Below are 11,353 nucleotides of genomic sequence, written 5' to 3'. Positions count from 1 at the left end.
GTCGGCTTCGATCCGTACAGCCGGCTGTGGCGCAGCATCTTCCACCCGCTGGGCGGCTGGCTGCTGATGGGCCTGGGCTATCTGGCCCTCTGGCGCGCCCAGTTGGGCTGAACGCGCCGGCTCGGGCTCACTCCAGGCCGTGCTCGCGGCGGTAGGCCTGCGCCTGATCGAGCAGCCAGTCGCGGAAGGCGCGCAGCGCCGCCGACTCGGCCTTGCGCTCGGGGACGATCAGGTAGTAAGCCTTGTCGCTCAGGTAGGCGTGCTCGAGCGGCACGATCAGGCGGCCCTCGGCCAGCTCGCGCTGGATCAGCAGCGGCGGGATCAGCGCCACGCCCATGCCGTGCATGGCGGCCTGGGCGAGCATGGAGAACAGCTCGTAGCGCGGCCCGCGCATATCGCCCTCGATCTGCAGGCCGAGCGAGCCGAACCACTGGCGCCAGGCGTAGGGCCGGGTGCTCTGCTGCAGCAGCGGCAGGGCGGCGATCGCGCGGGCATCGAGGTTGCGGTGCGGGGCGATCAGCTCGGGGCTGCATACCGGCACCGGGTTCTCGCGCATCAGGAAGTCGGCGGCGGTGCCCGGCCAGTCGGCGTCGCCGAAGTACAGCGCGGCGTCGAACTCGGTGTCGGCGAACAGGAACGGCCGGGTGCGGTTGGTCAGGTTGACGGTGACCTCGGGGTGGCGGCGCTGGAAGTCCTTGAGGCGCGGCAGCAGCCACTGGGTGGCGAAGGTCGGCACCACGGCCAGCTCCAGGCTGGTGCTGCCCTGCTGGCCCATCACCGCCAGGGTGTCGCGCTCCACCGCGTCGAGCTGGGCGGCGATGCGCCGGCCGTAGGACAGCCCTTCCTCGGTCAGGCGCACGCCGCGGCGGGTGCGGCGGAACAGCTCGACGCCGAGGAACGCCTCCAGCGCGGCGATCTGCCGGCACACCGCGCTCTGGGTCAGCGCCAGCTCCTCGGCGGCCTTGGTGAAGCTCTGGTGGCGCGCCGCCGACTCGAAGGCGACCAGCGCGGCGGTGCTGGGGATCTTGCGGCGCATGTGCGGCAGGCTCACTGGCTGGGCGTTGGAACTGAATCTACAGCAGTTTCGGAGTGAGCGAACAGCACAACAGCGTGCGAATTCCTCGGTTGCCCCTGGCGAGCCTTGCGGCCTAGGATCAGGACATCGCCCCAGCGCGCCACAACAACATTCGAGGATTGCACCCATGGCTGCCAACGCCCGCTTCAACTGGGAAGACCCGCTGCTGCTCGACCAGCAACTGACCGACGAGGAACGCATGGTGCGCGACAGCGCGCAGAAGTTCGCCGCCGACAAGCTGGCGCCGCGGGTGCTGGAAGCCTTCCGCCACGAGCAGACCGACCCGGCGATCTTCCGCGAGATGGGCGAGACCGGCCTGCTCGGCGCCACCATCCCGGTCGAGTACGGCGGCAGCGGCCTCAACTACGTGTGCTACGGCCTGATCGCCCGCGAGGTCGAGCGCATCGACTCCGGCTACCGCTCGATGATGAGCGTGCAGTCCTCCTTGGTGATGGTGCCGATCAACGAATTCGGAAGCGAGGCGCAGAAGCAGAAGTACCTGCCCAAGCTGGCCAGCGGCGAGTGGATCGGCTGCTTCGGCCTGACCGAGCCGAACCACGGCTCCGACCCGGGCTCGATGATCACCCGCGCCAAGAAGGTCGACGGCGGCTACCGCCTGACCGGCAGCAAGATGTGGATCACCAACAGCCCGATCGCCGACGTGTTCGTGGTCTGGGCCAAGGACGACGCCGGCGACATCCGCGGCTTCGTGCTGGAGAAGGGCTGGCAGGGCCTGTCCGCCCCGGCGATCCACGGCAAGGTCGGCCTGCGCGCCTCGATCACCGGCGAGATCGTCATGGACAACGTGTTCGTGCCGGAAGAGAACATGTTCCCCGAGGTGCGCGGCCTCAAGGGTCCGTTCACCTGCCTGAACTCGGCGCGCTACGGCATCGCCTGGGGCGCGCTGGGCGCCGCCGAGGCCTGCTGGCACACCGCCCGCCAGTACGTGCTGGACCGCCAGCAGTTCGGCCGCCCGCTGGCCGCCAACCAGCTGATCCAGAAGAAGCTGGCCGACATGCAGACCGAGATCACCCTGGCCCTGCAGGGCTGCCTGCGCCTGGGGCGGATGAAGGACGAGGGCACCGCCGCGGTGGAGATCACCTCGATCATGAAGCGCAACAGCTGCGGCAAGGCGCTGGACATCGCCCGCCTGGCCCGCGACATGCTCGGCGGCAACGGCATCAGCGACGAGTTCGGCGTGGCGCGGCATCTGGTCAACCTCGAGGTGGTCAACACCTACGAGGGCACCCACGACATCCACGCGCTGATCCTCGGCCGCGCGCAGACCGGCATCCAGGCGTTCTTCTGATCGCTCGCCACCCTGCGCCGTCGCGGGCGCAGGGTGCGCCGTGCGCACCAGCAGCGCCATCCGCTGCGTACGGCGTCTGCCGCGCAATATCGCTCGCTATCCGGTGCGCATGGCGCACCCTACGGAGAATCCATGTCCGGTGCCCTGGCCAATATCCGCGTCCTCGACCTGTCCCGCGTGCTGGCCGGCCCCTGGGCCGGGCAGATGCTCGCCGACCTCGGCGCCGACGTCATCAAGGTGGAACGCCCGGGCTCGGGTGACGACACCCGCCACTGGGGCCCGCCGTTCCTCAAGGACGCCGAGGGCCGCGACACCCGCGAGGCGGCCTACTACCTGTGCGCCAACCGCAACAAGCGCTCGCTGACCGTCGACTTCACCCAGCCGGAAGGCCAGCGCCTGATCCGCGAGCTGGCGGCGCAGTCGGACGTGCTGCTGGAGAACTTCAAGGTCGGCGGCCTGGCCGCCTACGGCCTCGACTACCAGAGCCTGAAGGCGATCAATCCGCGGCTGATCTACTGCTCGATCACCGGCTTCGGCCAGCAGGGGCCCTACGCCCAGCGCGCCGGCTACGACTTCATGATCCAGGGCCTCGGCGGGCTGATGAGCCTGACCGGGCGCGCCGCCGACGAGGAGGGCGCCGGGCCGGTGAAGGTCGGCGTGGCGCTGACCGACATCCTCACCGGCCTGCACGCCAGCGTGGCGGTGCTCGCCGCGCTCAACCACCGCCACGCCAGCGGCGAGGGCCAGCATATCGACCTGGCCCTGCTCGACGTGCAGGTGGCCTGCCTGGCCAACCAGGCGCTGAACTACCTGACCACCGGCGTGGCGCCGCGCCGCCTGGGCAACGCCCACCCGAACATCGTGCCGTACCAGGATTTCCCCACCGCCGACGGCGACTTCATCCTTACCGTCGGCAACGACGGCCAGTTCCGCCGCTTCTGCGAGGTCGCCGGCCATCCGGAGTGGGCGGACGATCCGCGCTTCGCCAGCAACAGCGCGCGGGTCGCCCACCGCGGCGAGCTGATCCCGCTGATCCGCCAGGCCACGGTGTTCAGGACCACCGCCGAATGGGTCGCCGCGCTGGAGGAGGCCGGCGTGCCGTGCGGGCCGATCAACGACCTGGCGCAGGTGTTCGCCGACCCGCAGGTGCTGGCCCGCGGCATGCGGGTCGACCTGGCGCACCCGCATGCCGGCAGCGCGCCCGGGGTGGCCAGCCCGCTGCGCCTGTCGGCCACCCCGGTGGAGTACCGCAACGCGCCGCCGCTGCTCGGCGAGCACACCGAAACGATCCTGGCCGAGCGCCTGGGCCTGGACGGCGAGACGATCGCCGGCCTGCGCGCGCGCGGCGTCATCTGAGCGTCGATCCCACCCTCGGGATTGTCTTGCCGGGCCCTGTGCCCGGCTTTTTTACGTTCAGAGGTCGTAGACCATCGAGTTCTCCGGCAGCACGGAGAGGTCCAGCGGCCGCACGCTGCCGAGCCAGACGGCACGGTCGCGGTGGTCGGCGAGATCCTCGCCGGTGATCGGATGGGCGAACACGGTGAGACCGCCGCGGTTGAGCGCCAGCCACGGCAGCACCGCGGCCAGCAGCTCGGCGCGGAAGGCCAGCTGGCAGCTCCAGTCCGGATGCGGGCCGACCGGCCGCTCGTGGACGCGGCCCATCTTCAGGCCGGGAAAGCGCGCGGCCGCCGCCTCGCAGAGCGTGCGGGCCTGTTCGAGGGTCTGCGCGTCGAAGTAGACGTGGGCGTGCCAGCCGCGGATCGCGGCGGGGTCGAGTTCGTGCATGGCGAGGCCTTCCTGGTTGTCGGGCGAGGCCCATGATAGCCCGGACGGGCCGGCGCGGCGCCGATCCGCTACCCTGTGGCCAATCCCCATCCGTCCGTCTCGAGGTCCCATGCCCCATCGCTACAGCCTGCTGCCGCTCCTGCGCTGGCTGCCACAGGTCTCCGTGCACAGCCTCGGCCGCGACGTCCTGGTCGGCCTGACCGGCGCCATCCTCGCCCTGCCGCAGTCGATCGCCTACGCGCTGATCGCCGGGCTGCCGGCCGAATACGGCCTGTACGCCGCGGTGGTGCCGGTGATCGTCGCCTGCCTGTGGGGCTCGTCGCTGCACCTGATCGGCGGGCCGACCGCCGCCGTGTCGGTGGTGATCTTCGCCAGCGTCAGCCCGCTGGCCGCGCCGGGCAGCCCGGACTACGTCGCCCTGGTGCTGCTGCTCAGCTTCCTCGCCGGGCTGTTCCAGTGGCTGCTCGGCCTGCTGCGCTTCGGCGCGCTGGTCAACTTCATCTCGCAGTCGGTGCTGCTCGGCTTCACCCTCGGCGCCGCGCTGGTGATCGCCCTCGGCCAGGTGCCCAACCTGCTCGGCCTCGACCTGCCCGGCCAGGCCACCGCGCTCAAGGGCGCCCTGGTGCTCGGCGAGCACCTGCGCGAGGCGCACGGGCCGTCCGTTGCGGTGGCGGCGCTGACCCTCGGCGTCGCGCTCGGCGTGCGCCGCCTGTGGCCGCGCCTGCCGGCGCTGCTGCTGGCGATCCTCGCCGGCAGCCTGGCGGCCTGGCTGCTGCCGGTGTTCGCCACGGTGCCGACGGTCGCCGCCTTCGCCGGGCGCCTGCCGCCGTTCACCCCGCTGCAGTTCGAGCTGGACAGCGTGCTGGACCTGCTGCCGACGGCGGTGGCCCTCGGCCTGCTCGGCCTGGTCACCAGCCTGTCGATCGCCCGCGCCCTGGCCCAGCAGTCGCAGCAGCCGCTCGAGGTGGACACCGAGGTGCGCGGCCAGGGCCTGGCCAACATGGTCGGCCCCTGGTTCGCCGGCTACCTGTCGGCCGGCTCGTTCACCCGCTCGGCGCTCAACCAGCAGTCCGGGGCGCTGACCCCGCTGGCCGGGGTGTGCTCGGCGCTGTGGGTGGCGCTGTTCACCCTGGGCGGCGCGGCGCTGATCGCCCACATCCCGCTGCCGGCGATGGCCGCGCTGATCCTGCTGATCTGCTGGGGACTGGTCGACCTCGGCGGCCTGCGCGCGCTGTGGCGGGTCAGCCGTGCGGAGTTCGCGGTGATGGCGCTGACCTGCGCGGCCACCCTGCTGCTCGAGCTGCAGACGGCGATCTACGCCGGAGTGCTGGCCTCGCTGCTGTTCTACCTCAAGCGCACCTCGCAGCCGCGCCTGCAGCGCTGGCAGGAGGGCGACCACGAGGTGCTGGGCATCGAGGGCTCGATCTTCTTCGGCGCCTGCGCCTACCTGCAGCGGCACATCCAGGCCAGCCGGGCGCCGCGCCTGGTGCTGGACGCCCACTACGTCAACTTCATCGACTACGCCGGGGTGGTGATGCTGCACCAGGAGGCGCGCCGCCTGCGCCTGCAGGAGCGCGAGCTGGTGCTGCGCCGGGCACGCCCGCAGGTGCGCGAGGAGCTGCTCAAGCTGGAGGGGGCCGAGGGCTGCCCGCTGAGCTTCGAGGATTGACGGGAGGGCGGGGCGCCATGGCGCCCCGCAGCGCTCAGGCCAGTTGGCGGCGCAGTTCGGCCAGCACCGGCGCCGAGTCGGGGCGCACGCCGCGCCAGACGAAGAACGCCTCGGCGGCCTGCTCGACCAGCATGCCCAGACCGTCCAGGGTGCGCTCTGCGCCGTGGGTCTGCGCCCAGCGGTTGAAGGCGGTCGGCTCCTTGGCGTACATCATGTCGTAGCAGACGGTATGGCCGGGGCGGATCAGGGTCGGCGAGATCGGCGGCAGCTCGCCGGCCAGGCTGGCCGAGGTGCCGTTGACGATCAGGTCGACCGGCGCGTCGATCCAGTCGAAGCCGCTGGCCACCACCGGGCCGAGGTCGGCGAACAGCCGCGCCAGCTCCTCGGCCTTCTCCACCGTGCGGTTGGCGATCACCAGCTCGGCCGGCCGCTCGGCCAGCATGGGCTCGAGCACGCCGCGCACCGCGCCGCCGGCGCCGAGCAGCAGGATGCGCTGGCCGCGCAGCCCGATGCCGGCGTTGACGGTGAGGTCGCGCACCAGGCCGGCGCCGTCGGTGTTGTCGCCGAGCAGGCGGCCGTCGCCCAGCCTTTTCAGGGTGTTCACCGCGCCGGCGCGGGCGGCGCGCTCGCTCAGGATATCGGCGAGGCGGAAGGCCTCCTCCTTGAACGGCACGGTGACGTTGGCGCCGCGGCCCTCGACGAAGAAGGCGCGGGCGAAGCCGGCGAAGTCGTCCAGCGGCGCCAGCAGCGCCTCGTAGCTCAGCGGCTCGCCGGTCTGCGCGGCGAACATCCGATGGATCAGCGGCGACTTGCTGTGGCCGATGGGGTTGCCGAACACGCAATAGCGGTCCATGGGAATCCTCGGGAAAGACGGAACTGTAGGGGCGAATTCATTCGCCCGGCTCGACGGCGACAGGCGAATGAATTCGCCCCTACGATCAGGCCAGCCAGTCGCGGTCGGTGAGGAAGTACTCGGTCAGCCGCGCCTCCTCGCTGCCCGGCTCGGGCTTCCAGTCGTAGCCCCAGCGCACCACCGGCGGCAGCGACATGAGGATCGACTCGGTGCGCCCGCCGGACTGCAGGCCGAACAGGGTGCCGCGGTCGAACACCAGGTTGAACTCCACGTAGCGGCCGCGGCGGTAGGCCTGGAACTCGCGCTGCGCTTCGCTGAACGGGGTGGCCTTGCGCTTCCTGACGATCGGCAGGTAGGCCTCGATGTAGGCGTCGCCCACCGCGCGGATGAAGGCGAAGCAGGTGTCGAAGTCCCACTCGTTGAGGTCGTCGAAGAACAGCCCGCCGATGCCGCGCGGCTCGCCGCGGTGCTTGAGGTGGAAGTAGCGGTCGCACCATTCCTTGTAGCGCGGGTAGACGTCGGCGCCGAACGGCTCGCAGGCGGCGCGCGCCACCCGGTGCCACTCGATGCAGTCCTCCTCGTGGGCGTAGTAGGGGGTCAGGTCGAAGCCGCCGCCGAACCACCACACCGGCTCCTCGCCGGGCTTCTCGGCGCAGAACAGGCGCACGTTGGCGTGCGAGGTGGGCACGTGGGGGTTTTCCGGGTGGATCACCAGCGACACGCCGAGGGCCTGGAAGCTGCGCCCGGCCAGCTCCGGGCGATGGGCGCTGGCCGAGGGCGGCAGGCCGTCGCCGAACACGTGGGAGAAGTTGACCCCGCCCTTCTCGATCAGCGCGCCGTTCTCGATCACCCGGGTGCGGCCGCCGCCGCCGCCCGGACGCTCCCAGGCCTCCTCGCGGAAGCGCGCGCCACCGTCCTCGGCCTCGAGGGCGGCGCAGATGCGGTCTTGCAGGTCGAGCAGGTAGGCCTTCACGGCGGCGATACGGTCGGTCACTTTTCACCTCGGGTCCGGGTCTGCCGCACGGCCCCTGGCCGGCGGCGCAATCAGGCGGCAAGCATACCACCGCGATTCGCGCCTCGCGCTTGACGCAGGCCATGGCGCAGGCTTGGATGGACGCCCTGTCGTTTTTCCCAAGGAGAATGCCCGGCCATGGCCAAACGCATCCAGCTCAGCCGCCACGGCGGCCCCGAAGTGCTCGAGTACGCCGACTTCACTCCCGCCGCCCCCGGCCCGCGCGAGGTGCTGGTGCGCAACCACGCCATCGGCCTCAACTTCATCGACATCTACTACCGCAACGGCCTGTATCCGCTGGACCTGCCTTCGGGCCTGGGCAGCGAAGGCGCCGGGGTGGTCGAGGCGGTGGGCGCCGAGGTGCACGAATTCCAGGTCGGCGACCGGGTGGCCTACTGCACCGGCCCGCAGGGCTCCTATGCCGAACTGCACTGCCTGCCGGCCGACGTGCTGGTGCCGCTACCGGACGGGGTGAGCTTCGAGCAGGCCGCCGCGGCGACCCTCAAGGGCCTGACCGTGCAGTACCTGCTGCGCCAGATCGGCCGGCTCGAGGGCGGCGAGACCATCCTGTTCCACGCCGCCGCCGGCGGCGTCGGCAGCCTGGCCTGCCAGTGGGCGAAAGCGCTGGGGGTGAAGCTGATCGGCACCGTGGGGTCGGCCGAGAAGGCCGAGCGGGCCCGGGCGCTGGGCGCCTGGGCGACCATCGACTACAGCCGCGAGGACGTGCGTGCGCGGGTGCTGGAGCTGACCGACGGAGCCAAGTGCCCGGTGGTCTACGACTCGGTGGGCAAGGACACCTGGGAGATCTCCCTGGACTGCGTGGCCAGGCGCGGCCTCTTGGTCAGCTTCGGCAACGCCTCCGGGCCGGTCACCGGGGTCAACCTCGGCATCCTCTCGCAGAAGGGCTCGCTGTTCGTCACCCGGCCGACCCTGGCCGGCTACGCCGACACCCCCGAGCGCCTGCGCACCATGGCCGCCGAGCTGTATGCGCTGATCGCCGCCGGCACCCTGCAGGTGGACATCGGCCGGCGCTACGCCCTGGCCGACGCCGGAGCGGCACAGGCCGCGGTGGCGGCGCGGCAGACCACCGGCTCGACCATCCTGCTGCCCTGAGGCAGGCGGCGGCGCGTCCGCCGCGCCGCCGTGACTCAGGTCACAAACGGTTAAACGCTCGCACCCGCGTACCACTAGAGTCCTTCGCCATCCCATCAAGGAACCGGCTGCCAGTCCCTCCCCGACCGGCAGCTTCGATCAGGCGGAGGTCCTGCATGTCCCAGTCCAACGATACCCCTGCGTTGGCGGCCGAGCGCCGCTCAGGCACCCTGCGCCAGTGGCGCTGGGCCTTCCACAAGGTCCGCAGCCTCGAGGCCGGCCTGTGCTGCGCGGCCTGGCGCGCCACGCGCTTCGCCCTGCTGGGCGACAGCGGACGCTTCTACACCAATAGCCGCGGCTGGACCCGCCTGCGTCATCCGCGCGACTGACTAGCCGGCCAGCGAGCAGTGCAGGTCCATGTGCTGCGCCTGGTCGAGGCTGGCGACCGGCAGGCGCGGGTAGCACTCGAAGCCACCGGCCTGACCGAAGGACTCGCCGCTCCGGGCCAGCCAGCCATGCACCCGCGAACGCAGGCGAACGAGGCCTTCCGCGTAGCTGCAGTGGATGGAGAACACCACGAAGCGCGAGGGCGGCAGGCCGATGCGGTACCAGCCCGGCGGCGGCTCGCCAGCAGCGGCCGGTGCAGCGATCGCGCAGGCGTAGCGGATGCGCTCGGGCGGGGTGAACAGCGGATCGTCGTAGACCATGCCGAAGAAGGGACCTTCCGCCTGCAGGCCGGCGGCGGCCAGACGGGTGGCGAAATCCTGCCAGTGCTGCGGCACCAGCGGATAGGGGCCGACGTAGCGACAGGCCCACAGGCTACGCGCTGGCGCCTGCACGATGCGCGCCGGGATGGCGGCGCCGATCGGCACCGCCGGGCCTGCCAGCCCCTCGGCCGGCAGGCGGCGCAGCGACTGCGGCGGCATGCCCCAGCGGCGGGTGAAGGCCCGGGTGAACGCCTGCTGGCTGCCGAAGCCGAGACCGAGAGCTATCGACAACAGGCTCTCGCGCGTCAGCCTTACGCGTACCGCCGCCTTTTCCAGCTGCAGGTTCTGCAGGTAGTCGCGCAGGGTCATCCCGGTGTCGCGCTTGAACAGGCGCTGCAGCTGGAAACGGCTCAGGCCGAACGTGTCGGCCAGCGCCTGCACGCTCAGCGCGGCCCGCTCCTCGTCGCTGCCGTAGTGGATGCGCGTATCGATGAGCTGGACGACCTGCTGGATGCGCGGGTCCATGGCGTCTCTCCCTGATGCCTGCCAGTAGGACGCCAGCATGGCCAGCGCCGCGGCGCCGCGCAAGTCGCCTCAGGACGGACGGATCACCTGGCCGGTGCGCAGGTCGCGGATCAGGCTGGGGTTGCGGCGTCCGCCCAGTTCGCCGCCGAGCACGCCGTCGAGCGCACCGCCGAAGTACTGCTCGACGCGCAGGCGGGTGCGCGCCGCCGGGCGCCCGGCCGGGTTGGCCGAGGTCGACACCAGCGGCCCGGTGTGCTCGCACAGCGCGCGCACCAGCGGATGATCGCTGACCCGCAGCGCGACGCTGTCGTGCATCCCGCTGATCCACTCGGGCAGGCGGCCCTGGTGCGGCACCAGCCAGGTGTTCGGCCCCGGCCAGCTGAGTTCGAGCTCGGCGCGCCAGGCCCGCGGCAGGTCGTGCAGCAGGAAGTCGAACTGCGCCATGTCGGCGGCGACCAGGATCAGGCCCTTCTCCAGCGGCCGGTCCTTGAGCGCCAGCAGGCGCAGTACCGCCTGGGGATTCCACGGATCGCAGCCCAGCCCCCATACCGCTTCGGTGGGGTAGGCGATCACGCCCCCCTCGCGCACCACCCGCGCCGCCTGCTGCACCCGCCACTGCCCGACCATCGCCACCTCCGCATGCTGGAAAAACTGCGGCGCAGTGTATCCGCTCGGGCCGGCGATGGCAGTGGCTGGCGACGGGCCGGGTCAGCCGCAGCACACCCAGCAGCCGCCCTCGCAGACGATGCGCCCGTCCAGCTCCAGTTCGGTGAGCTGGGCGAGCAGCTCGGGCAGTGCCAGGCCGCTGCTGATCGCCAGCGCCTCGCTGCTCTGCGGTTCGGCGCGCAGCAGGGCCAGCAGCGGATGGGCCGACTCGTCCGGTTCGCTGACCGGCCGGCGCGGCGCCGGCCGGGTCGCCACCCGCTGCCAGCCGCGCAAGGCCTCGAGGATGTCCTCGACCGTTTCCACCAGCAGGGCGCCCTCGCGGATCAGCTGGTGGCAGCCGCGTGCGCCGGGGTGGTGGATCGAGCCGGGGATGGCGAACACCTCGCGGCCCTGTTCGGCGGCCAGCCGCGCGGTGATCAGCGAACCGCTGGAGGGGCTGGCCTCGACCACCAGCACACCGAGGGACAGGCCGCTGATGATGCGGTTGCGCCGCGGGAAATTGCCGGCCTGCGGCGGCGTGGCCAGCGGCAGCTCGGAGACCAGCGCGCCGCCCTCGGCGACGATGCGCGCGGCCAGGCCGGCATGCCGGCGCGGATACAGGCACTGCAGGCCGGTGCCGAGCACCGCCACGGTGGCGCCGCCGGCCGCCAGCGCGCCCTC

At 71.7% G+C, this 11,353-nt stretch carries 13 protein-coding genes; 6 read left to right on the top strand and 7 right to left on the bottom strand.

Features of this window, described 5'->3' with window-relative positions; translation table 11 throughout:
• The coding region (locus E5198_RS18245) for a cyd operon YbgE family protein (protein WP_305956073.1) at positions 1-111 on the top strand (111 nt) is incomplete at its 5' end.
• 16 nt (positions 112-127) lie between these two features.
• On the opposite strand, the gene E5198_RS18240 is transcribed toward E5198_RS18245, so the two are convergent.
• Positions 128-1,036, bottom strand: coding sequence for a LysR family transcriptional regulator (locus tag E5198_RS18240; protein WP_136491380.1), 909 nt, complete (start codon positions 1,034-1,036; stop codon positions 128-130).
• A gap of 166 nt (positions 1,037-1,202) precedes the next feature.
• On the opposite strand from E5198_RS18240, the gene E5198_RS18235 reads away from it, so the two are divergent.
• The gene (locus tag E5198_RS18235) at positions 1,203-2,384 is read left to right on the top strand and encodes an acyl-CoA dehydrogenase (RefSeq protein WP_136491379.1); all 1,182 of its coding nucleotides are present in this window, start codon (positions 1,203-1,205) and stop codon (positions 2,382-2,384) included.
• A gap of 132 nt (positions 2,385-2,516) precedes the next feature.
• Positions 2,517-3,740: a CaiB/BaiF CoA-transferase family protein gene (locus E5198_RS18230; RefSeq protein WP_136491378.1), complete on the top strand. Its 1,224-nt coding sequence runs from the start codon at positions 2,517-2,519 to the stop codon at positions 3,738-3,740.
• A 57-nt stretch (positions 3,741-3,797) separates the two neighbouring features.
• Here E5198_RS18230 and E5198_RS18225 read toward each other — a convergent pair whose 3' ends face one another.
• Positions 3,798-4,169 carry a DOPA 4,5-dioxygenase family protein gene (locus tag E5198_RS18225; protein ID WP_136491377.1) on the bottom strand — a complete coding sequence of 124 codons (372 nt, stop codon included), beginning with the start codon at positions 4,167-4,169 and terminating at the stop codon, positions 3,798-3,800.
• A gap of 109 nt (positions 4,170-4,278) precedes the next feature.
• Here E5198_RS18225 and E5198_RS18220 point away from each other — a divergent pair, with 109 nt between their 5' ends.
• Positions 4,279-5,838, top strand: a complete 1,560-nt coding sequence (locus tag E5198_RS18220) for a SulP family inorganic anion transporter (RefSeq protein WP_136491376.1) — start codon at positions 4,279-4,281, stop codon at positions 5,836-5,838.
• A 34-nt stretch (positions 5,839-5,872) separates the two neighbouring features.
• Here the strand turns inward: E5198_RS18220 and aroE are convergent, their stop codons facing one another.
• Entirely contained in the window at positions 5,873-6,691 is an 819-nt protein-coding gene (aroE, locus tag E5198_RS18215) for a shikimate dehydrogenase (protein WP_136491375.1), read from the bottom strand.
• 85 nt (positions 6,692-6,776) lie between these two features.
• A complete protein-coding gene (gene hemF, locus E5198_RS18210; protein ID WP_136491374.1) occupies positions 6,777-7,685 on the bottom strand; it encodes an oxygen-dependent coproporphyrinogen oxidase in 909 nt (302 codons plus the stop codon).
• Between the two features lie 156 nt (positions 7,686-7,841).
• On the opposite strand from hemF, the gene E5198_RS18205 reads away from it, so the two are divergent.
• Together E5198_RS18205 and E5198_RS18200 are read left to right on the top strand one after the other, a co-directional pair.
• Positions 7,842-8,816: a quinone oxidoreductase gene (locus E5198_RS18205; protein ID WP_136491373.1), complete on the top strand. Its 975-nt coding sequence runs from the start codon at positions 7,842-7,844 to the stop codon at positions 8,814-8,816.
• Positions 8,817-8,971: 155 nt separating this feature from the next.
• A complete protein-coding gene (locus E5198_RS18200) occupies positions 8,972-9,184 on the top strand; it encodes a hypothetical protein (RefSeq protein WP_136491372.1) in 213 nt (70 codons plus the stop codon).
• Here E5198_RS18200 and E5198_RS18195 read toward each other — a convergent pair whose 3' ends face one another.
• The 3 genes from E5198_RS18195 to E5198_RS18185 all read right to left on the bottom strand — a co-directional run.
• Positions 9,185-10,027, bottom strand: coding sequence for a helix-turn-helix domain-containing protein (locus tag E5198_RS18195; RefSeq protein ID WP_168772556.1), 843 nt, complete (start codon positions 10,025-10,027; stop codon positions 9,185-9,187).
• A 69-nt stretch (positions 10,028-10,096) separates the two neighbouring features.
• Positions 10,097-10,654, bottom strand: a complete 558-nt coding sequence (locus E5198_RS18190; protein WP_136491370.1) for an L-threonylcarbamoyladenylate synthase — start codon at positions 10,652-10,654, stop codon at positions 10,097-10,099.
• An 81-nt stretch (positions 10,655-10,735) separates the two neighbouring features.
• Positions 10,736-11,353 (bottom strand): DNA-processing protein DprA (locus E5198_RS18185; protein WP_136491369.1); only part of this gene is annotated, 618 nt, incomplete at its 5' end.

The organism is Pseudomonas sp. A-1 (genome assembly GCF_004801855.1).
Classification (GTDB): domain Bacteria; phylum Pseudomonadota; class Gammaproteobacteria; order Pseudomonadales; family Pseudomonadaceae; genus Geopseudomonas.
The sequence above is the reverse complement of the archived record's forward strand: the minus strand, read 5'-3'. Positions and strand labels throughout refer to the sequence as shown.